The 23,898-nt window shown below is 43.3% G+C and carries 17 protein-coding genes; 10 read left to right on the top strand and 7 right to left on the bottom strand.

The window, feature by feature from the left end:
* Positions 1 to 33: 33 nt before the first annotated feature.
* The 7 genes from HC965_RS19095 to HC965_RS19065 form a co-directional block, all read right to left on the bottom strand.
* Positions 34 to 1,176, bottom strand: a complete 1,143-nt coding sequence (locus HC965_RS19095) for a LamG-like jellyroll fold domain-containing protein (RefSeq protein WP_191032942.1) — start codon at positions 1,174 to 1,176, stop codon at positions 34 to 36.
* Between the two features lie 34 nt (positions 1,177 to 1,210).
* Entirely contained in the window at positions 1,211 to 2,356 is a 1,146-nt protein-coding gene (locus HC965_RS19090; RefSeq protein ID WP_223854946.1) for a glycoside hydrolase family 18, read from the bottom strand.
* Between the two features lie 35 nt (positions 2,357 to 2,391).
* Positions 2,392 to 3,957: a SusD/RagB family nutrient-binding outer membrane lipoprotein gene (locus tag HC965_RS19085; protein WP_191032940.1), complete on the bottom strand. Its 1,566-nt coding sequence runs from the start codon at positions 3,955 to 3,957 to the stop codon at positions 2,392 to 2,394.
* A 14-nt stretch (positions 3,958 to 3,971) separates the two neighbouring features.
* The gene (locus HC965_RS19080) at positions 3,972 to 7,052 is read right to left on the bottom strand and encodes a TonB-dependent receptor (protein ID WP_191032939.1); all 3,081 of its coding nucleotides are present in this window, start codon (positions 7,050 to 7,052) and stop codon (positions 3,972 to 3,974) included.
* 637 nt (positions 7,053 to 7,689) lie between these two features.
* On the bottom strand, positions 7,690 to 8,640 hold the full coding sequence (gene trxB / locus HC965_RS19075) for a thioredoxin-disulfide reductase (RefSeq protein ID WP_191032938.1): 951 nt from the start codon (positions 8,638 to 8,640) through the stop codon (positions 7,690 to 7,692).
* 38 nt (positions 8,641 to 8,678) lie between these two features.
* Entirely contained in the window at positions 8,679 to 9,326 is a 648-nt protein-coding gene (locus tag HC965_RS19070) for a LolA-like putative outer membrane lipoprotein chaperone (protein WP_191032937.1), read from the bottom strand.
* A 19-nt stretch (positions 9,327 to 9,345) separates the two neighbouring features.
* Entirely contained in the window at positions 9,346 to 11,841 is a 2,496-nt protein-coding gene (locus tag HC965_RS19065; protein ID WP_191032936.1) for a DNA translocase FtsK, read from the bottom strand.
* Between the two features lie 124 nt (positions 11,842 to 11,965).
* On the opposite strand from HC965_RS19065, the gene HC965_RS19060 reads away from it, so the two are divergent.
* The 10 genes from HC965_RS19060 to HC965_RS19015 all read left to right on the top strand — a co-directional run bounded on the left by HC965_RS19060 (position 11,966) and on the right by HC965_RS19015 (position 23,780).
* Positions 11,966 to 12,628: a DUF5063 domain-containing protein gene (locus HC965_RS19060; RefSeq protein WP_191032935.1), complete on the top strand. Its 663-nt coding sequence runs from the start codon at positions 11,966 to 11,968 to the stop codon at positions 12,626 to 12,628.
* Between the two features lie 6 nt (positions 12,629 to 12,634).
* On the top strand, positions 12,635 to 13,279 hold the full coding sequence (locus tag HC965_RS19055; RefSeq protein WP_191032934.1) for a 3'-5' exonuclease: 645 nt from the start codon (positions 12,635 to 12,637) through the stop codon (positions 13,277 to 13,279).
* 37 nt (positions 13,280 to 13,316) lie between these two features.
* Positions 13,317 to 14,495, top strand: a complete 1,179-nt coding sequence (locus HC965_RS19050) for a class I SAM-dependent rRNA methyltransferase (protein WP_191032933.1) — start codon at positions 13,317 to 13,319, stop codon at positions 14,493 to 14,495.
* A gap of 424 nt (positions 14,496 to 14,919) precedes the next feature.
* Entirely contained in the window at positions 14,920 to 16,170 is a 1,251-nt protein-coding gene (locus HC965_RS19045) for a nucleoside permease (protein WP_191032932.1), read from the top strand.
* A gap of 12 nt (positions 16,171 to 16,182) precedes the next feature.
* The gene (locus tag HC965_RS19040) at positions 16,183 to 16,776 is read left to right on the top strand and encodes a bifunctional nuclease family protein (protein WP_191032931.1); all 594 of its coding nucleotides are present in this window, start codon (positions 16,183 to 16,185) and stop codon (positions 16,774 to 16,776) included.
* Positions 16,777 to 16,784: 8 nt separating this feature from the next.
* Entirely contained in the window at positions 16,785 to 17,483 is a 699-nt protein-coding gene (locus HC965_RS19035) for a 16S rRNA (uracil(1498)-N(3))-methyltransferase (protein WP_191032930.1), read from the top strand.
* A gap of 51 nt (positions 17,484 to 17,534) precedes the next feature.
* Positions 17,535 to 19,082, top strand: coding sequence for a DUF4836 family protein (locus HC965_RS19030; protein ID WP_191032929.1), 1,548 nt, complete (start codon positions 17,535 to 17,537; stop codon positions 19,080 to 19,082).
* 19 nt (positions 19,083 to 19,101) lie between these two features.
* Positions 19,102 to 19,746, top strand: a complete 645-nt coding sequence (locus HC965_RS19025) for an ATP-binding cassette domain-containing protein (protein WP_191032928.1) — start codon at positions 19,102 to 19,104, stop codon at positions 19,744 to 19,746.
* A gap of 56 nt (positions 19,747 to 19,802) precedes the next feature.
* Positions 19,803 to 21,008, top strand: a complete 1,206-nt coding sequence (locus tag HC965_RS19020) for an ABC transporter permease (RefSeq protein ID WP_191032927.1) — start codon at positions 19,803 to 19,805, stop codon at positions 21,006 to 21,008.
* Between the two features lie 120 nt (positions 21,009 to 21,128).
* The gene (locus HC965_RS19015; protein WP_191032926.1) at positions 21,129 to 23,780 is read left to right on the top strand and encodes a TonB-dependent receptor plug domain-containing protein; all 2,652 of its coding nucleotides are present in this window, start codon (positions 21,129 to 21,131) and stop codon (positions 23,778 to 23,780) included.
* Positions 23,781 to 23,898: the final 118 nt, after the last annotated feature.

Here is a 23,898-nt window from a genome sequence, read left to right as displayed (position 1 = left end):
TACCTAATCCACATTATTATGCAAAAAAGTCCTTTATTTTTTATCGAAGCGAACATTATGTTCCCAACGTCTGATAAGACCTGCACCCGCAGTCATATCGCGTCCTTGTCCGGTAGCGTCTTTGAACGTGTTGCCGTCACCCTCATCCAACGGCCAAAGACCAATCAGGTTCGGATTTTTCGGGTTTACTTCGAAGAACATATTATTTTGAATTTCAGCTTCCGAACGGGCATAGTTCCACAAACGCACCTGGCTCATAGCGCATTCAGCACGGAACCATGAAGAGCCACTGCTAATCATCTGCAAACCATTGATTATCATTCCACCCTTCGGTACAGGAACTTGTTTTCCCGCTATGCGTATTCCGTTGCGATAAATAATAAGTTCACTACCGTTATATACAATGGCTACATGATACCATTCATTAATATTCCAGTCTCTTGCCGTATCCGTTCCACCGTCACCGTGCGCTTTAACCTGCAAATAATTGTAAGGAGAGTTGGCATCACCAAAACGAATATAAAGTTCATTATTGGCACGAACATTGAATATTGCCTGATTATTCCTACTGAGATAGCTCATGCGTACCCATGCTTCCAATGTATAGGTTTCTACAGCAGCGCCCCAATCCTTTTCCGGATCCGTTTCCGCCTTATCTGAACCAACGGGTTTCATCACAGGAACAGAAACATTCAACGGCTTGGATAGTACATAGATAAACCTACCCTGTGCAGCAGACTTTGTAACATTACCTTTTATCACATTACCCAATGTCAAAGGAACGGCATAAGTGATGCCATTTGTAGTAAAGTCATCTATATGCAACTGGAAAGTGGCACTAATTTCACCGGCAGGAATAGTAACCGTAGCCCCCTGTGGCAAGTGTTCCGCAGGCAGTGCTTCATACTCCGTACCATTGTTGGCATTATAGCCTGTAAGTATTTCCGGAGTAAATCCGATTTCCACTTCTACATCTTCCCCGAGCTTCTGAGCCAGGCGCACTGTAACGTTGATATCCGCACCACCATCCATAGTGATTGTTGTAGCCTTGGCGGTACCGGCGGCATCTGCAATGTACAGGCTATTTCCCTGCGCTTTGTAATCTGCATTGTCGCATCCCATAAACAGGAATGCCGACATTGCAATTATAAGACTTGACAAATAGATATATTTCATAACTTTTATGCTTATAAGATTCGTTTAACCGTTATTATTTTTCCTCGCTGTCATTGGCGGTGCCATTCAGACGATCATAGTAGATGCTATAGAGAGTAGTGATGCCCCGACGCAAGAAATAGTATTCCGGAGAACCGTCATAATCTCCCTTGCCCTGATTGTAATCGAATCCACAACGATAGAGACCACAACCGCCAATTTGCTGGTCGATGTTAACCGTCTCTCCCTTCACATTATACGTTCCTTTATAAATATAGTTAGCCATTGTAGTCAGAAAACCTCCACCGGTACTGGCATAAGACTCAAAGTTCTCGGTTACGATGGTTCTTCGAACAATTTCATCAGGAGTGATGATTCCCTGTTGAATCCAGTCATCCATATCGTCAAACACTCCTTCCATTCTCCAATCAGACATTCCGCCATAAGCCTGTAGAACAAAATAGTCTACATAGTAGGAGAGCCATTCTTTATCCATACCGGTACGAACACCAATTTCACCGTCAATCAAGAAAAGAAGACGTTTTTCCGGCATAGGACGGTCACCCCGATCCCGATTAGGATCCATAGCACCGTGTCCGAACCAATAAGAAAGTTCCTCTACAAAGACGGTTCTTTGTACTTTGTTAGCCCAAAGCTGACCGGCTCCCATTCCTCCTCCGGGTTCATAGTCCCAGTCATAACCATCATAGCCACATTCCAGACAAGCTCTATAAAGGTCTTCCGCGTAAGCCTTGATGGCAGGGCGTACCACTTCAGGATCCCGGCTGGTACCTGCCGTATGATAAATCTCTTTATCCGGAAGGTCATCACCAATGCTCTGTGAGAACAACGTTACCACAACTTTTGTACCTTTCACTTTCTGTACATATTCCATGTCGGCCCTTCTCTCCGGAGTCAGGTCAAATTTCGGGTGTCCACCCCAGTTGGAGGCAATTGTTACTGAGTCGGGCAATCCACGCAAGCTAGTTTCACCCGTAGGTGTAACACCTGTCCAACTGTCGAACCATACAAACACCTGTGGCAACCCCGGTGTCTGTTTCCACTCGCGCAAAGCGGCATAGTATTCATCCGTCTTGACAGTTCCGTTCAAGTCAACGTCATTGATAGATTCTACATCCGTACAGCTTGCAATAGACAGCGCAGCCACAAATGCAAATCCTATAGTTTTGATATTTTTCATTTTCATACTCTTGAAATAATTATAAAAGATTAGTTCTATTTAGCCCACCACAAATCTGTGTTACCATTGTCTGGTCCACCCAGCATAGAGATTGCCGCTTCTACATTAGCAGAGTTGCTGTCCTTTTCCGTAGAAGGATAAGGCAACCGGCGCACCATACGTTTGTTATCAATTGTTCCGATATAACCGGCTGAACTTAAATTATTCTTTGGCGGAACCATTTCCGGATAACCCGTACGGCGGAAGTCATTCCAGGCTTCGAAACCGATCGGATAGTTGGCAATCCACTTCTGAGTAATGATTTTCTGAAGTTTGTTGCTTCCATCTTCCCAAGATACGGAAGCTGTGGCCTCTGTAAATGTATAATTATCGCCACTATTTATCTCATCAGCGAATCCAGTCGGTTTGTCTGTACTCGACAGATAATTACCTATACTCACACCATATTGCTCCATAGAGGTCTGGATGCCTTGTTCATAATACCCCTTAGCGGCAGCTTCTCCGCCGGAAATCCAGCCTTGCAAAGCAGCTTCGGCTTTCAGAAAATAAGTTTCAGCAGCATAGAATACAGGCATCGGTGAGTTGCTTTCAAATGCAGGTTTTGAATAATTCGCACCTGATCCATAAATTTCCGGTTGACCATAATTATTCTTGAAACTATCACTGTTGTTACCCATACGTGCACCACAGTAATTCTGTTTGGACGTTGTCATGTATTTGCCGATACGAGGGTCATTATAGCCATTCATATAGGCGGAAATCGTAGCATTAAGAGTCAAGTCACCCCAACTTTGAGAAGCCAGACGGAACGGGTTATTGGTAGTCTTCAGATAAGCGTTATCGCTATTGGACTCAATCACGCCACCCAAAATAGCTTCAGCCATCACTTGTTTGGCATATTCCGTATCCACACCGGCGATGCGCACTGCCATACGTAGCTTCAACGAGTTGGCATATTTCACCCATTTACTGAAGTCTCCCTGATACATGACATCATAGTCTGCATATGTGGTTGAGGTTCCGCTTACACCGGAGAGAACTTCGATGCTCTTTGTCAAGTCGGCAATCATGTTATGATAAAGTGTTTTCACATCATCATAAGCTACGGCAAATTCACCCTGCCCCATTTGTGAGTAAGGGATAGGACCATACGTGTCGGCTACGCGAAGCATCACGCCTACACGAATAATGGAAGCCCAGGCATAAATTGCTCCGGAAGCTCCAGTCTGGTCTTTCACTTTCAGGAAGTTGGGATAGAAATCCGTAAACAGATCCTTGAAAGGAGTATCTACCCAGTTAAGCTGAGGATTGAACGAACTGAAGTTAGTACCGTTCCACTTATTGGTACATGTGAAATAACCGCCATACTGTGAACCCACCATCTGCTCGGTCATCTGGCTATTGTTTTCCTGCTGCGGATTCAGCAGATAAGTCATCACGGGAAATACCGAACCGACCTTCTCTATCTCGGTCATCTGGTCATCATAAACATCTGTGGGATGCGTGTTTAAATCATCAAAGTTTCCTGTACATGAAGCAAGTAACAGTGATGACGCGAAGGTTACTGCATTTACAGTCTTGATTATATTGATTTTTCTCATAATTCTTTCCTTTTTTAGAATTGTACTTTTAGACTGAAACCTATGTTTCTTAAGCTAGGCTGCATGAAATAATCCACACCTGTATAAAATGTGCTGGTAGACGATGCCACCTGTTCGGGGTCGAACGGAGCCTTACAGTAAATCATGGCAAGGTTGCTTCCAATTAAACCCAACGTAACGTCAGCAATATTATGCAGTTTCTTTCTGGAAATAGTGTATTCCAGACTTACTTCCTGCAAACGAATGTTGGTAGCGTCATATACATAGAAATCGCTTTCACCAGAACCTGCTGCCACAATGCCCAAATAATCCTTGGCGGTAATGGTTCGTCCGTTAATCACTACACCACCGGCATCACGTAACTTCGCACTATACTCTGATACACCAAAACGATCGAGGAACGCCTGCGTGCCGGAAACTACGTTGCCACCAAAACGTCCACTCAACAATACGTTCAGGCGGAAACCTTTGTATGTGAATGAGTTTCTCCAACCCATATTAACCTTAGGCAGCACGGAACCTATCTTACGATGTTCTGTTTCAACCATAGTGGGCAGACCTGTTTTAGCATCCTGGCTGATATAACCATTGTTATCGCGCTTGAAGTCGCGGTTGGTATAAATGTCACCCATAGAACCACCTTCTACCAAGCGTAATGTCGGAGCATTTCCGCTACCCAGACGCGCCTTTTCAACAAAGTCCATCTGAATCTGCTCGCCAGTATAAGGATTCTTCACGCCATTTGCCAATGATTTGATCTTGTTTTTATTGTATGTAAATGTCAAGTTAGAATTCCAGCCGAAATCTTTCCAATCATTGTCATAGCCCAGTGTCATTTCGATACCCTGGTTTTGTACGCTACCTGCCTGAATAGCCACGTCCTTAAAACCGGAACTTGCAGGAAGTGGCGCATAGAATGTTTGATTCTTAGTGTCCGAGTTATAGTAGGTGACGTTAAAGTTCAGCGAGTTGTCAAAGAAACGCATATTCAAACCTGCTTCGAAAGAATTGGTTTTTTCCGGCTTCAGGTCAGAGTTCGGATAGTGCGACATCACCTTATATGCATGATTCTGCGGATCGTATTCATAACGTACTTTAGTCATATACGGATCGTATGAGTTACCCACAGAAGTATAAGATACACGAGCCTTCAAGAATGTGAACCAATCAGGCAGTTTGATGACTTCACTCAGAATACTGGAAAGACCTATTGAGGGATAGAAGAAAGGTTTAGTCCCTCTGTCGGAAAACGCAAATGCAGAATCCCAATCCGAACGCCCTGTAAGACTTAAATAAAGAAAGCTTCTCCAACCGATTTCTGCATTAGCGAAAACAGACTGTGTCTGTCGTTTCGAACCATCAGCTTCTACTTTATAATTATTGGTACGTGAAAGATTCTCAATCGTAAAATGATTAGTCACAAGTTCCAAATTTCCGGTTATTACACTGGATTTCATACGGGTGTCCTTGATAGAGGCACCAACGTTGGCTACGATATTAAAGTCTCCGAACGTCTTATTAAAATTAGCCATCACATCGGCATAAGTTTGACGATAGAGACGGATATCTTCTTTATAGTGCCCTTTTGCCCCGGAGAATGTAGCCAATGTTCCGGCATAGAATTTTTCAGTAAAGATGTTTTCTGTATTGTCAATGCTGACACGTCCCTGCACATTCAGTCCCTCCATGATGTTATATTTCAGACTGGCAGCCAGTTTATAACGTCTTCTTTCCGTCTCACGGTTCATGCGGTTCATTGTCCAGTATGGGTTTTGCTGGTCGAGTCCCATTTGACCATAAGGCCAGAACTGCGTTGTTGCACCTGTCAACGGATCGAAATGTTCGTAAGTGGCGACATCGTCAAAGCTTTCACCACGGGGAAACAGATAAAGAGCTGGGAACGGAGACATGTAAGATCCCTGAGAAATCATATTCTTGTCATTCTGAATGATATAGTTGGCACTGGTGTCTAAGATAAACTTATCGTTCAGGAAGTTGGCAGTATTACGGAATGTAAAGTTGTAGCGGTCATAATCATTATTGGGCAAGATACCCGTAGCATTCGTGGCAGCCACAGAGAAATAACTTTGACTCTTGTCATTACCGGTAGAGAGGGCTACAGAGTTAGTGATATTCGTTCCTGTGTTGAAGAATCCGGAAGGATCATAGCGATAGTCCGTAGGATTACCCCAACTGTCCGACTCACCAGTCATGTTACCATACTTGTTCTGAAACTCGGGCATCATCAGAGGGTTACTGAATGTAGCGCTCAAGCTGTAGCTTAGGCTAGTCTTACCACTACGTCCTTTTTTGGTAGTAATGAGCACTACTCCATTAGCACCTTCGTAGCCATAAAGGGCAGCAGCGGAAGGACCGGTCAATAACGACATACTTTCAATATCATCCGGATTAATGTCGGCAATGGACTCCGTACTACCACGTGAGTTCATTGAATCTCCACTACTTGACGTATTGACATTGTACATCGGAATACCATCAATCACATACAGCGCATTGTTATTCTGACTGATAGACTTAGCGCCACGCATCACTACTTTTACGCCACTACCGGGACCGGATGAACTGTTATTAATCTGCACACCGGCAGCCTTACCAGCCAATGAGCTCATGAAGTTGGAACTCTTTACGGCGGTCAGTTCATCGCCTTTTACCTGCTGAACGTTATACGTCAACGCCTTTTCAGCACGCTTGATACCCAAAGCAGTTACCACAACTTCTTCCAGTACTTCGGTGTCTTCATCCAATACAATGTTTAAAGGATTAGCATTAGCTACCGTCACAGACTGACTGGCATAGCCAATATACGAGAATTCAAGAACATCACCCATGGAAACTTTTAAAGAGAATTTTCCATTCAGGTCAGTTACCGTACCATTAGTAGAACCTTTCACTACTACACTTACACCAATCAGAGCTTCTCCTTTGGTATCTTTTACAGTACCGGAAACACTGATTACATTGCCTTGTACTTGACTGACAGTATGAGAGTCGGATGCATATACACTCCCACCACTTGCAAGTAACAAAAAGCTAAAAAGCAGGCAGAAACCTTTGCGATTCAGATTTGTTTTCATTAAGTAATAAATTTAAAATTAAAAGTTATAAACAAACAATATTCTATTATATTTACATGCAATAATCCAAAACCACACAAAAACCAAGAACACCACAGCCAACAGTAGCATCAACAACACATTCGAAATTAATTAAAATTTTCGCCTTGCGCCTATTATCAAGGCTTAACGCCACAAATATACATACTATAAGCAAATATGCAATAAATTATATGTTAAAATTCAAGGAAGGAAGCAAAGATAATCATAGATAATTTATCAATACAAATTATAATATTAATATGAGACATTCAGATTAAACAAACCATAATAAGTCAAAACAAACTAATAAATAGGAGATTAGACACATCAATCTTTTCATCAAAGCTCTATTTACTTGTAAAAATAATATAGGATAAGAATAATTTGCATGGATACTAACCGCATACTTCCCAGTATGCGACCTGCGGTTAACAAAAGCACATATAAGACGATTAGCGAAGAGACTTACAATAAAATCGCCTAAATCTCCCCCCAAGTTCATGAGCCAAAGCACACTCATTAGGGAAGATTTAAGCGATTCTTGCAGGAGAAGACTCTCAGAATCTACTCTCCTTCTATTTAATAATAACCGGAAAAGTTATCCGATGATTTCTTTTTAGATAACTCCTTTTGCAGAAAGATAACGTTCAGCCTCAATAGCGGCCTTACATCCACTTCCTGCAGCAGTAATAGCCTGACGATAATGCGGATCGGCAACATCACCTGCTGCAAAGACCCCGGGCACTTTTGTACGTGGACTATCACCATCTGTGATAATATAACCCACTTCGTCCGTATCAATATAATCTTTGAATATATCAGCATTCGGTTTATGACCAATAGCAAGGAAGAAACCGTCGATAGGCAAGCTATAACGTTCTTCGTCAGATTCACCCCAACGTTTCACCAGGTTCACACCTTCTACTCCATTGTCACCATATAAACCTACAGCGTTATGTTCGAAAAGAACTTCAATCTTCTCATGCTTCATCACACGTTCCTGCATAATCTTCGACGCACGCAGGAAAGACTTACGAACAATCAGATATACTTTTGATGCCAAGCCCGCAAGATAAATCGCTTCTTCACAAGCAGTGTCACCACCACCGACAACAGCTACGATTTTTTTACGATAAAAGAATCCGTCACAAGTAGCGCAAGCGCTTACACCCATTCCGGCATATTTCTTTTCATCTTCCAACCCCAAGTACTTTGCGGTAGCTCCGGTAGCGATAATCAATGATTCCGTTTCAATTTCTTTTTCACCGTCAATCGTTATCTTATAAGGAGCCTTGCTCAGATCTGCCGCCGTTGCGATACCGAAACGTACATCCGTTCCAAAACGACTAGCCTGAGCACGCAAATCTTCCATTAACTGCGGACCGCTGATTCCTTCCGGATAACCGGGGAAGTTCTCTACATCCGTAGTCGTTGTCAACTGACCACCGGGTTGTAATCCTTCATAAAGCACCGGACATAAGTTGGCACGTCCTGCATAAATCGCTGCCGTGTATCCGGCAGGTCCTGAGCCTATAATCAGGCACTTAACTTTTTCTATTTCTGCCATTTTATTATACCTTTATTGTTTTGTTATTCAATAACATTTTATCTCAAATCTATAATCTCCGCACTTGGATACTGCTTTCTGTCAAAGGTAAAAACACTATCCGCATAATTCTGACGGGGCTGATAACTCGTAACGGTGATTTCATTACGTGTCTGCTGGCCGCGTTGTTGGAGCAGAATATACAGAGGTTCATAAGTATCTTTCGTCACAAAAAGAGTGACGCGTTCCAATTCCTGCTTCTTATCCTTAGCCGTCAGAATGACTTCCCAAACCGCTTTTCCCCGAAACGTTTTCGTTGTTCCCAGTTTGTAAGAGAATCCTTTCTGATACATATAAAGGAACGTATAGGGATTAATCTGCTGCAATTCCTCTTGAGTCGGATTGCTGACATTCACTTCATCATTCTTTACCACATAGCTCCACTGAGTTTTTCCATCAAACCAGGTCACCATATCGGTAGTTTTCAAAACGAACTTTTCCCCTTTCAGTTGGATAGTTCCATTCTCTGACCCTTCCGTCAAACCATTCGTCACAGCCTTTACAGTAAAATCGGCTTTCACACCGCCTGCTTTCCGAAATGCCTCGGCCGTCCTGTCAAGAACAGCTTTAGCCTGCGACTGCTGTTGTTGAGCAATCACAGGCAATGACAGTAAAGCTATTAAAACACTAAAAATGTACTTTCTCATTTGATTAATAAACGTACGGTTATTGCAAATTGTTCAAACGCATTTCAAGGTCATTGTCGTCGATACACAAAACATCACGCGCCTTGCTTCCTTGAGTAGGACCTACGATACCGGCCTTTTCCAATTGATCCATAATACGACCGGCACGGTTGTATCCGATTGCAAATTTACGTTGAATCAATGAAGTAGAACCTTGTTGATGAATAACCACCAACCGCGCAGCGTCTTCAAACAGCGGGTCAAGACGTCCCATATCAATATCCCCTACTTCACTGCTGCTATCTTCACTCACATACTCGGGCAAGAAGAACGGGGTAGGATAACTCTGTTGACGGGCAATAAATTTCGTAATTTCCTCCACTTCCGGTGTGTCGATAAAGGCACACTGCACACGTACCGGATCGGCTCCCTGCAAGAAGAGCATATCTCCCTTACCAATCAATCGGTTTGCACCCGGACGGTCAAGGATGGTACGGGAGTCCATCATTGCAGATACACGGAAGGCGATACGAGCCGGGAAGTTGGCTTTAATCGTACCCGTGATGATATTCGTAGTCGGACGCTGTGTAGCGATAATCATATGGATGCCGACCGCACGCGCCAACTGGGCAATACGGGCAATCGGGAGTTCCACTTCTTTGCCGGCCGTCATAATCAAATCACCGAACTCGTCGATAACGACTACGATATACGGCATAAACTTATGTCCTTTTTCGGGATTCAAACGGCGGTTGACAAATTTCTCATTATATTCCTTGACATTACGCACGTGTGCCATCTTCAAGAGGTCATAACGGGTATCCATCTCCACACAAACCGAATTCAGGGTTTGCACCACTTTGGTTACGTCTGTAATAATCGGTTCGCCACCGTCGGGAAGTTTGGCAAGGAAATGATTTTCAATTACCGAATAGATACTGAATTCTACTTTCTTCGGGTCAACCAGGACAAACTTCAGTTCAGCCGGATGTTTCTTATATAATAAGGAGGTAATAATCGCATTCAACCCAACAGACTTACCCTGACCGGTTGCACCTGCCACCAACACGTGCGGCATTTTACAAAGGTCGAACATAAAGACTTCGTTTGTAATCGTCTTACCCAATACAATAGGCAAATCATATTTGGATTCCTGGAATTTCTTACTTCCGATAACACTTTGACCGGAAACGATTTTCGGATTTTTGTTCGGCACCTCAATACCAATGGTTCCTTTACCTGGTATAGGAGCAATAATACGAATACCGTCAGCAGAAAGGCTTAATGCGATATCATCTTCCAATCCGCGAATCTTGGAGATACGCACACCCTGTTCCGGTGTAATCTCATACAGAGTTACCGTAGGACCAACGGTCGCTTTAATCGTGCTGATTTCAATTCCGAAGCTACGCAATGTATTGATGATACGGTCTTTATTCGCATTCTGCTCATCCATATCAATCGTCGGGTCGTCATTTTCGAAATGTTTCATCAGGTCGATAGTAGGGAACCGGTAGTTTTCCAAATCCTTGGTCGGATTGTAAGGCTCCATTTCCGGTCCCTGATATTCTTCTTCCGTAGCTGCCGGCTCCACTTGAAAGCCGGGCTCTTCTTCCTCGGCAGCTTCTTTCGGTACTGACGGAACTGAATTGGAAGCAGTCGGCTCAAACACCATAGTTACTCCTTCACTTTCATCAGATGGAGAAGAAGGCCCTTCCGCTTCCGGTTGGTTCACCGGATAATCTTCTTCTTCGGGTTCTTCAGCTTGTATATCCATCACAGGCGCCGGCGGCGTCTGCTTATAAGTCCGTTTCAGATTAAATTCGACTTCCTGCGGTTGAGAAGTTGTAAATTCCGGATCGTCATTTCCGACCGGAGATGTTTCCTCTTCTTCTTTCTTCTTACGTTTCAGGAAACTTAAGGCGAAGAGTTTGCGCAACCAGATAACCGTGCGTGCACTGATATATATAAAGAAGCAGATGGCTGTTATCAACAGAATCATCCATACTCCGGGCACACCTACCTGCGAAATCAACCATCGGCTGACATTGTATCCATGCATACCGCCCAAATAGATGAAAGAATCCTGATAATGATCCATAAAAGCAAATCCGAAGAATACGGAAAACCAAACCAACAATAAGGTACATCCGATAAACCATTTCCACAGGCGGACGATACGCACACGCATCAGCTTCAATCCCGCCACCGCCAAAAAGACGAGGATAAAGAAAGAAGAGATACCGAAACAGTCATTAATCAGATAACTGGCCAACTGTGCTCCACGTGAGCCTGCATAGTTCTTCACATGATTATCGACGACCGACAGATCAGCCGGATTTCCACTGTCGATAATACTTTGGTCGGCTGCCCCCGTGAAAAAGAACGAGGAAAAAGCCAGCAATAAATAAACGGAAAAGATGACCAACATCAGTCCGATGACAAAATGAACGGTTTCGTTCTTAAATATTGCAACAAATTTACTTGGGGAAGAGGGAGTGCGTTCTGTCTCCTTATCTAATTTCTTCTTTGCCATGAGTCTTTTATTCTTTTTATAAAACTGGAATCACAATCTAAGCTGCAAAAATAATAAAAAAATAACGAGCGCTACGCTCATTCAATCCTTTTTCTTACCTTTGCGTTTCAAATCAATGCTGATTATGGAAAAAGAAAGCCAAACGATATTTGATAAGAATGTAATTGAGTTCGTAACGGTAGCCGCCGAATTTTGCGCGTTCCTCGAACGTGCCGAACGCATGAAGCGTAACGACTTCGTTGATACATCCCTGAAAATACTTCCCCTACTCTATCTCAAAGCATCTATGCTCCCGAAATGTGAGACTATCGGGGATGAAGTACTCGAAACGTATGTAACAGAGGAAATCTACGAGATTCTGCGCATCAACCTTGCGGAAATGATGGGCGACAAAGATGATTACCTGGACGTATTCGTACAAGATATGGTTTATAGCGACCAGCCTATCAAAAAGTCCATTTCGGAAGACTTGGCGGATATTTATCAGGATATCAAGGATTTTATCTTCGTTTTCCAACTGGGATTGAACGAAACGATGAACGATTCATTGGCTCTTTGCCAGGAGAACTTCGGAATGTTATGGGGACAGAAGCTGGTAAACACACTGCGCGCACTCCACGACGTGAAGTACAACCAGCAGGAGGAAGAAGAAGAGGAAGGGGACAATGAAGAAGGATTTTACGAACCAAGCGATGACGACAATTGTTGTGAAGAAGACAACTGCCATTGCCACGATGACGATTGCCACTGTCACGAAGACGGTTGCCATTGTCACCACGATGAATAAATAAAAATGATTGTAAGAAGAACCATAGATAAAGATGAATTAAAGGAACTCCCGAAAACTGTTTTTCCGGGACGAATCCATGTTATCCAATCGGAAGCGGAAACGGAAAAAGCAGTTGCTTATCTGCAATCCAGACCTGTGATAGGTATTGATAGCGAAACGCGCCCTTCCTTCACCAAAGGACAATCGCATAAAGTTGCACTCCTTCAGGTTTCGTCCGAGGAATGTTGTTTTTTGTTTCGTCTCAACATGACCGGATTAACACAGCCACTAGTCGACTTATTGGAAAATCCGGGTGTGATTAAAGTTGGTCTTTCACTAAAAGACGACTTTATGATGTTGCACAAGCGTGCGCCTTTCAACCAGCAGAGTTGCATTGAGTTGCAAGATTATGTACGTCAGTTCGGCATTCAGGACAAAAGCCTGCAAAAGATTTACGCAATCCTGTTCAAGGAAAAGATTTCCAAATCACAACGCCTGTCCAATTGGGAAGCCGATGTGTTAAGCGACGGACAAAAGCAATATGCTGCTACCGACGCCTGGGCTTGCCTTAACATCTACAACCTATTGCAGGAACTGAAGCAAACGGGCAATTACGAAATAGCTCCCGAAGAAAAGGAAGAATGCCCTCAACAGACTTTCGCCAAATGATTAATCACTTATCACTAAAAAAATAATCACTAAAAACATGCATAAAGTATACCTCAAACCCGGCAAAGAAGAGTCTCTCAAAAGATTTCACCCCTGGATTTTCTCCGGTGCAATCTCCCGTTTCGACGGAGAACCCGAAGAAGGTGAAGTAGTAGAAGTATACACCTCAAAAAAAGAATTTATCGCCGAAGGGCATTTCCAAATCGGAAGTATTGCCGTACGTGTACTTTCTTTCCGTCAGGAACCTATCGACCACGATTTTTGGAAACGTAAACTGGAAATAGCGTATGACATGCGTTGCAGCATCGGCATCGCTACGAATCCGACCAACAACACGTATCGTCTTGTACATGGCGAAGGGGATAATCTCCCCGGATTGGTAATTGATGTTTATGCCAAGACCGCTGTCATGCAGGCACATTCGGCAGGAATGCACGTAGACCGTATGGCAATCGCCGAAGCCTTATCCGAAGTGATGGGTGATAAGATTGAAAATATCTATTATAAATCAGAAACAACACTTCCCTTTAAAGCTGACCTTTTCCCCGAAAACGGTTTTCTGAAAGGTGGAAGCAGTGATAATATCGCACAAGAGTATGGTCTGAAGTTTCATGTGGACTGGCTGAAGGGTCAGAAAACGGGATTCTTTGTAGACCAGCGCGAAAACCGCTCTTTACTGGAACGTTATTCGAAAGACAGTTCGGTATTGAATATGTTCTGCTACACCGGCGGGTTCTCATTCTATGCCATGCGCGGTGGTGCAAAGCTCGTTCACTCTGTTGACAGTTCTGCCAAGGCTATTGATTTAACGAATAAGAATGTGGAGCTGAACTTCCCAGGCGATCCTCGCCACGAAGCTTTTGCCGAAGACGCCTTCAAGTATCTTGACCGCATGGGCGACCAGTATGACTTAATCATCCTCGACCCGCCTGCCTTCGCAAAACATAAAGATGCGTTGCGAAATGCATTGCAAGGATATAGGAAATTGAATGCCAAAGCATTCGAGAAAATCAAGCCGGGCGGCATCCTGTTCACTTTCTCTTGCTCACAAGTAGTAAGCAAGGATAATTTCCGCACTGCTGTATTTACCGCAGCCGCCATGTCAGGACGCAGCGTACGCATCCTACACCAATTAACTCAACCCGCCGACCACCCGGTAAACATCTACCATCCCGAAGGTGAATACCTAAAAGGTCTTGTTCTTTACGTAGAATAGCCTCAGCAACCAGTGACCAGCGACCAGCGAGGCGCTGGAGCCGGGTTTCCATTCGGATAAAAGAGCATTTTGCCGTGGTTAGACAGGGATGCATTAACAGAAAACCGGAAGCATCAAAGTTAATTAGAGTTAACAAACAAAAGATTTATAGCAAAACATTATGTTGTATAACATAAAACCTCTTATCTTTGCACTGTGTTTTTCATGGTATTAGATTTAAGGTTAACAAAGATTGGCTGTCTGGGATAGATAGCCTTCTTTTTTTATACCCCCACCTCTCACTTTTTCGACTGCAAATCTCTCCGTTTCTTCGCATTTATCCCTTTTTTATCCCCTTTTTATCGAATTACTTGTCCACCTATTCAATGAAAATATTATATTTGCATCTATTATCAATAAAAGAGAAACACAAATTAAAAAAGTCATGAGTATAAAAGTTCGTTTGATTATTATGAACTTCCTGCAATTCTTTGTATGGGGGTCATGGTTAATATCTCTAGGTGGTTATATGGGTAGAGAACTCCACTTCGAAGGTGGGCAGATCGGAGCCATTTTTGCCACTATGGGTATCGCTTCATTGGTGATGCCCGGTATTATCGGTATTATTGCCGATAAATGGTTTAATGCGGAACGTTTATACGGACTTTGCCATATTGCGGGAGCAGCTTGTCTCTTTTATGCTTCTACAGCAACCACTTACGATCAAATGTACTGGGCTATGCTGCTCAACCTGTTGGTATATATGCCAACTTTATCACTAGCCAACACTGTATCATACAATTCCCTGGAACAATATAAGTGCGACCTTATCAAAGATTTCCCGCCTATCCGTGTATGGGGAACAATCGGTTTCATCTGTGCCATGTGGGCGGTAGATCTTACCGGATTCAAAAATTCGAGTGCGCAGCTTTATGTAGGTGCCGCATCTGCATTACTACTCGGATTCTATTCTTTCACCCTCCCGGCTTGCCGGCCTACTAAGTCGGAAAACAAATCCTTGCTTTCCGCTTTCGGATTGGATGCATTGGTGCTGTTCAAGAGAAAGAAAATGGCTATTTTCTTCCTTTTCTCTATGCTTTTGGGGGCAGCGTTACAGATTACTAATACGTACGGCGATCTCTTTTTGGGTAGCTTTGCCAGTATTCCGGAATTTGCAGAATCCTTTGGGGTGAAACATTCCGTAATCCTGTTATCCATTTCACAAATGTCCGAAACACTGTTCATTCTCGCCATACCTTTCTTTTTGAGACATTTCGGTATCAAGCAAGTAATGTTAATCAGTATGTTCGCATGGGTATTCCGCTTTGCTTTGTTCGGCTTCGGAGACCCGGGCAGCGGACTGTGGATGCTTATCCTTTCCATGATCGTTTACGGCATGGCCTTTGATTTCTTCAACATTTCCGGTTCGTTGTTTGTTGAACAGGAAACCAGTTCGTCCACTCGCGCCAGTGCGCAGGGGTTATTCTTCATGATGACCAACGGATTGGGAGCAATCATCGGCGGATATGCCAGCGGTGCTGTAGTAGATGCATACTCCGTATATGCCGACGGTAAACTGATAAGTCGTGAATGGACAGACATATGGCTGATATTCGCAGCGTATGCACTCGTCATAGGTATTCTGTTTGCCTTGGTATTTAAGTACAAGCACCAGCGAGAGGGTCAAACAAATTAAGTAAGAAAAACAATGGACAAAAAGGTAGAATTACAAGTTATAAATATCACAAACAGCCAGGCGCAAGTAGGCGCATTTGCTATGCTATTAGGCGAAGTGGACGGTGAACGGCAATTGCCGATCATCATCGGACCGGCGGAAGCCCAAGCAACCGCTTTGTATCTGAAAGGAATCAAGACACCCCGCCCATTGACACACGATCTGTTCACCACAAGTCTCACTGTATTGGGAGCGAGCCTGATACGTGTGTTAATCTACAAAGCTAAAGATGGTATTTTTTACTCCTATATTTACCTTAAAAAAGAAGAGGAAATCATACGTATCGACGCACGCACCTCGGATGCAGTAGCCCTGGCAGTGCGTGCAGACTGCCCAATTCTAATTTATGAATCTATCCTTGAACAGGAATGCCTGAGGATGTCTGCCGAAGAAAGAAATCGCTCCGAAGAAACAGATGATGACGAAGCATCCGAAGAAGAACACAGTTCTTCCGCTCCTACTTCCATCTCTCTCGAAGAGGCATTGCAGCAGGCTATCAAAGATGAGAACTACGAACTGGCCGCACAGATACGGGATCAAATCAATTCAAGAAATAAAAATCAGTAACTATTATTATGCACGTATTTTATACTCCCGATATACAAAAGAGCAAGGAACTTCCCGAAGAGGAGGCGCAGCATTGCACCCGTGTCCTACGGTTAAGTATCGGAGATGAAATCACCCTCACCGACGGCAAGGGAAATTTCTATAAAGCAGAAATTACGGCTGCAACCAACAAACGTTGCCAGGTGTCCATCAAGGAAACGATATTTCAGGAACCGCTTTGGCCCTGTCATCTCCATATCGCCATGGCACCGACCAAGAATATGGATCGTAACGAATGGTTTGCAGAGAAAGCCACCGAAATAGGGTTTGACGAATTAACTTTCCTCAACTGCCGTTTCTCGGAACGCAAAGTCATCAAGACCGAACGAATCGAGAAAATTCTCATTTCGGCAATCAAGCAATCACTCAAAGTCCGGTTGCCCAAGCTGAATGAAATGACAGATTTCGATAAGTTTATCACCCGGGATTTCAAGGGACAAAAGTTCATCGCCCATTGTTATGAAGGCGAGAAACCGATGTTGAAGAATATCCTGAAACCCGGAGAAGACGCACTCGTACTGATAGGCCCCGAAGGAGACTTCAGTGAAGAGGAAGTGAAGAAAGCCATCGGGCAGGGATTTGTTCCCATCAGCCTGGGCAAGTCACGGCTTCGTACAGAAACAGCGGCATTGGTAGCCTGCCACACGCTGAATCTGCAAAACCAATAACTGTAGAAACCGTCAGAATCAATGATTATACAACTTTTAAATAACATAAGTATGGCAAAGAAAATGATTTCACGACTCTCGGTACTGGCAGTACTGATTGTTTTCCTGGCTGCATGTTCCAAGACATCAGAGTACACTAACGTGATACCGGCTGATGCCTCGGTAGTCGCTTCTATCAACCTCAAGTCTCTTGCCGCCAAAGCAGGACTGGATGATAAAGAGAATGAAGCTGCCAAACAAAAAGTATTGGAAGCGCTGAAAAGCGGAATGAATGCTGCTACTTTCCAACAATTGGAAAAAGTGATGAAGAATCCCGGTGAATCGGGTATTGATGTAGAATCCCCGTTCTATGCATTCTCTTCATCTTCTTTCCCATATCCTGCCGTCGTAGGTAAAGTGAGCAACGAGGATAACCTGCATGCTTCACTGGATGTGATGGCTAAAGAACAAATCTGCCAGCCGGTCAGCGAAGCCGATGGTTACAGCTTCACAACAATGAACGGTAGTCTGCTTGCTTTCAACAGCTCTACTGTAATAATTGTCACTGTAAACGGCACTTCACAAACAGATAAAGCCAAAGAAGGCATCACTGCCCTGATGAAACAGACAGCAGACAATAGTATCGTGAAATCCGGCGCTTTCCAAAAAATGGAAAAACAGAAAAGTGACATTAACTTCTTTGCTTCTCTGACAGCTATCCCTGCAACCTACCGCAGTCAGATGAGCATGGGCTTACCTACTGAAGTGAAACCGGAAGATATTACTATCGTAGGCGGATTGAATTTTGAAAAAGGAAAGATTGCCCTCAAGAGTGAAAACTATACAGAAAACGAAGCTGTAAAAGCACTGTTAAAAAAGCAAATGGAGTCATTTGGAAAAGCCAATGGCACTTTTGTCAAATACTTCCCTGCTTCTACACTGATGTTCTTCAATGTAGGCGTAAAAGGAGAAGGACTTTATAGCCTGTTAAGCGAAAACAAGGAATTCCGTAACACGATATCTATCGCTAAAGCAGATGAAGTGAAAGAACTGTTCAGTTCGTTCAACGGCGATATTTCTGCCGGGCTGATTAACGTAACCATGAACAGCGCTCCGACATTTATGCTATACGCAGATGTAAAGAACGGAAATGCACTCGAAGCTATCTATAAGAACAAGCAATCTCTGGGCTTGAAAAGAGGAGAAGACATTCTGGTACTTGGCAAAGACGAGTATGTCTACAAAACAAGAGGTATGAATGTATTCTTCGGAATCAAAGACAAACAAATGTATGCAACCAACGATGAATTACTCTACAAAAACGTAGGTAAGGCAGCAGACAAGTCTATCAAGGAAGCTCCTTACGCATCGGATATGAAGGGGAAAACTGTTTTCCTTGCTATCAACGCCGAAGCAATAATTGAACTTCCGGTTGTTAAAATGTTGGCAGGTTTCGGTGGTAAAGAAGTGAAGACCTATCTGGAATTGGCAAACAAAGTATCTTATATGTCTATGAGTTCGGAAGGGGAAGTCAGCGAAATCGACCTCTGCCTGAAAGACAAAGACGTGAATGCCCTCAAACAAATTGTAGACTTTGCCAAGCAATTTGCCGGCATGTAATAATCTGTAAACAAACGGTATGAATAGTATTCACCTACAGCAAACACTTCCCCAAGTGTTTGCTGACCGTAATTCGGTGACTTCAGATGTATGGCATCAGGATCTTTTCTTCCGGAAAGGAGAAATGTACTTGATTGAAGCCGCTTCCGGTACCGGAAAATCTTCGTTGTGCAGCTATATCTATGGCTATCGCAACGACTATCAGGGGATTATCAATTTCGATGAAACCAATATCAAAGCATATTCCGTGAAGCAATGGGTCGACCTGCGTAAGCATTCATTGAGTATGCTTTTTCAAGATTTACGCATCTTCACCGAACTTACCGCTCTTGAGAATGTGCAACTAAAGAATAACCTTACCGGCTGCAAGAAGAAAAAGGAAATCCTAGCATTCTTCGAGCAACTGGGTATCGCAGATAAGATAAACGTCAAAGCCGGTAAACTATCTTTCGGACAGCAACAGCGTGTCGCCTTTATCCGCTCACTCTGCCAACCGTTCGATTTTCTTTTTTTGGATGAGCCTATCAGTCATTTGGATGATGACAATAGTCGTATCATGGGTGAGCTCATCATTGCCGAAGTCGAAAAGCAAGAATCCGGAGTAATCGCAACTTCTATCGGTAAACATATAGAGCTGCCTTATCATCATATCCTACAGCTGTGACGAATTTAATATAAGCATTAGTACCTAGAATTGTAACTTGTAAAATCGTAAATAAAATGTCTGCTCTTGTCTGGAAACTTCTCCGCCAACATATCAGTATCGGTCAACTGGCCGGTTTCTTTTTAGCCAATCTGTTCGGAATGATGATTGTATTGCTCAGTGTGCAGTTTTATAAAGATGTCATTCCTGTATTTACCGAAGGAGATAGCTTTATGAAACAGGATTTCATCATAGCTACAAAGAAAATCAGTACTCTCGGCTCTTTTGCAGGAAAGAACAATACGTTCACTTCCGAAGACATCGCAGACTTGAAAAAACAGCCATTCACCCAAACAATAGGAGCTTTCACACCGTCTCAATTCAAAGTCTCTGCAGGACTGGGAATGCGGGAAGCAGGTATTCATCTTTCCACTGATATGTTTTTCGAATCCGTTCCCGACGAATTTGTCGATATCAAACTCGACAAATGGCATTTCGACGAAGAAACCCATACCATCCCCATTATCATCCCGCGCAACTATCTGAATCTTTATAATTTCGGTTTTGCCCAAAGCCGCAGCCTGCCCAAACTATCGGAAGGATTGATGGGGCTTATCCAAATGGATATTATAATGCGTGGCAACGGACGGGTAGAACAGTACAAAGGAAACATTGTCGGTTTCTCCAATCGTCTGAATACGATTCTCGTTCCTCAATCTTTCATGAAATGGGCCAATGAAAACTTTGCCCCGAACGCGGAAGCGCAGCCTGCCCGGTTGATTATTGAAGTCAGTAATCCGGCAGATTCTTCCATCGCCAGTTATTTTCAAAAGAAAGGATACGAAACGGAAGACGGAAAACTGGATGCCGGAAAAACAACTTATTTTCTCCGTCTTATTGTAGGCATCGTACTGGGAGTAGGTTTATTTATCAGTATCCTTTCATTCTATATCCTGATGCTTAGTATTTTCTTACTGCTACAAAAAAATACGACCAAGCTGGAAAGCCTGTTGCTAATCGGATACAGCCCCAACAGAGTGGCATTGCCTTACCAGCTACTCACAGTTGGACTAAATGTTATCGTACTCGTCCTGTCCATCGGATTAGTTTGCTGGCTACGCGGTTATTACATAGACAGCATCCGGTTACTTTTCCCGCAACTGGAAACAGGAACGTTATGGGTGGCTGTCAGCATGGGAATCCTGCTGTTTATCGTCGTATCGGTTGTCAATATATTGGCAGTCAAGAGAAAGGTTCTTTCCATATGGATGCATAAATCATAAATGTAAAATACTCGCTAAAGCTTGTAATATCATACACATTCAGTATTGTTTCGACAAATCTTTTTTGCGATTTCGAAATAAGTGGTATTTTTACGCAGTTTTCACAAAGACATATAGCATATGAAAAGCAAAACTACGTTTTTTATGGATAAAAGTTCAATGGCTTTCCTTATCGGAATGTTATTGTGCTTCTCCTCGTTATCCGCATCCGCGCAAAATATGCAGGATACGATTATTGCTCACTTCAAGATATTGGAGCAAATTCCTCAGGAAAAGTTATACTTGCATCTCGACAAGCCCTTCTACGGAGCCGGAGAGAAAATATGGTTCAAAGGATATTTGGTAAATGCAGCTACGCATCAGGATAATACGCAAAGCAACTTTATCATTACTGAACTAATCAATCGTTCCGACTCTCTCGTGGAACGGAGAAAAATCCGCCGGGATTCTCTAGGCTTTCAAAATGCTTTCACGCTTCCTCCTACTCTTCCTGCCGGGGATTATTATCTACGGGCATACAGCAACTGGATGCTCAACCAAGAACCGGAATTCTTTTATTCACATAATCTGAAAATTGGTAATTCAATCGACAATACCATCGTTTCAACTATTGAATACCAACAGGAAGATGAGACACATTATACCGCTAAAGTTAAATTTACGAGCAATACCCAGGAAGCCTTTAAAAATACGACCGTCCGTTATCGCTACATCGAGAATGGAAAAGTAAAAGATAAGGGTAAAAGAAAGACAGACGAAAACGGGCTGATTTCTATCTCCCTACCGGATCTAAAGCCTGCCGCAACCCGTCAGTTCGAAGTCGAATTTGACGACCCGCAATATATTTATAAAAAGACTTTCTACCTGCCTTCATTCAACAAAGACTTCGACATCAAATTCTTCCCGGAAGGTGGCGCTTTACTGGCTGTCACTCATCAGAATATAGCTTTTAAAGTTCAGGGCACAGACGGTTTTTCGAAAGAAATAGAAGGCTTCCTGTACGACGCCAAAGGAGATACATTAACCGCCCTCCGTTCGGAACATGATGGCATGGGAGTTTTTACGTTAAATCCAATCAATGGAAATTCCTATTATGTGATCGTCAAGACTGATGACGGCATCAGCAAGCGATTCGACCTGCCTGCTGTAGAATCCAAAGGCATCGGACTTTCCATGACGCACTACAAAAAAGAGATACGCTATGAAATTCAGAAGACAGAAGCTACCGAATGGCCTCAAAAGCTATTTTTGATAGCACACACCCGTGGCAGACTGGCTATTCTTCAACCCATCAGCGCTGACAGGACTTTCGGCAGAATGAATGATAGCCTGTTCAATGCAGGCATTACCCATTTTATGCTAATCGACCAACAAGGTAATGCACTCAGTGAACGGCTAGTCTTTGTGCCCGACCGGAATCCTCATCAATGGCAAATCCTTCCCGACAGACCTGCATACGGAAAAAGAGAAAAAGTATCTCTTCAAATTTCCGCAAAAGATACTAACGGCACCCCCATAGAAGGTAGTTTCTCTATCAGTATCACCGACAGAAGAAGCATCCAGCCTGATTCTCTTGCAGATAATATCGTATCAAATCTTCTGCTGACTTCCGATTTGAAAGGCTATGTAGAAAACCCCGGATTTTATTTTCTTCGTCAGGACCTTAGAACCTTACGCACACTGGACTTCTTGATGATGACTCACGGATGGCGCAGACATCACATCAAGAACGTACTGACTGTCCCTTCATTAAACCTCACCAATTACATGGAAAATGGGCAAACCATCAGCGGACGAATCAAAGGTTTCTTCGGAAGCAATGTGAAAAAAGGACCGATTTGTGTGTTAGCTCCCAAACAGAACATCATCGCCACCACTACTACGGACGAGAAAGGAGAATTCATCGTGAATACATCTTTCAGAGACAGTACAACTTTCCTAGTTCAGGCACGTACCAAAAGAGGATTTGCCGGAGTAGATATAGAAATCGACACTCCCAAATATCCTGTGGCCTCCCACAAATCCCCTTTCCGTGACGGAGCAGCAACCTTTATGGAAGACTATTTACTCAACACCCGCGACCAGTATTATATGGAAGGCGGAATGAGAGTGTACAATCTGAAAGAAGTGCTTATCACAGGAAGCCGTGCCAAGCCCCGTTCTGAAAGTATTTATACCGGTGGAATCAACACCTACACTATCGAGGGAGATAAGCTCGAAAACTACGGAGCGCATACAGCTTTTGATGCAGTCAGCAGACTTCCGGGAGTCAGTGTGACCAATGGAAACGAAATACATATCCGGAACAATCCCGAACAACCTGTCATTGTTATTGACGATGTTGTCTACGAAGACGACAACGAGATATTGTCTATGATACAAACCAGCGATATGTCAAGTCTGAGTCTTCTTCGTGGAGCAGATGCGGCAATATTAGGTTCCCGCGGTTCGGCCGGCGCCATCGTTATCACCTTAAAAACCGGGAAAGACCTTCCTGCAAGACCTGCACAAGGTATCATTACATATACTCCTTTGGGCTATAGTGATTCTGTTGAATTCTATCAGCCTACGTATGATACTCCCGAAAAGAAGGATGCACAACGTTCGGACTTGCGAAGTACTATCTATTGGAATCCGTCACTGCAACTGAATACAGAAGGAAAAGCAACCATCGAATATTATACTCCGGACAGTACTGCACCGGAAGATATAATCATAGAGGGGGTGGATAAGAACGGAAAAGTATGCCGGATAGTACAGACGATTAATTAATAGCTGTTTAAAACATAACATAGTTCTGCAAATTTCCAGCCCCCTAATCTTGATAAAAAAGCAATTGAATGTCAAGCGGGTAAAAAATATTTCGTAATTTTGCAGATATAAAAGAATG

This window comes from Bacteroides sp. GM023 (assembly GCF_014750685.1).
GTDB lineage: Bacteria > Bacteroidota > Bacteroidia > Bacteroidales > Bacteroidaceae > Bacteroides.
This window is presented reverse-complemented; position numbering and strand designations above follow the sequence as displayed.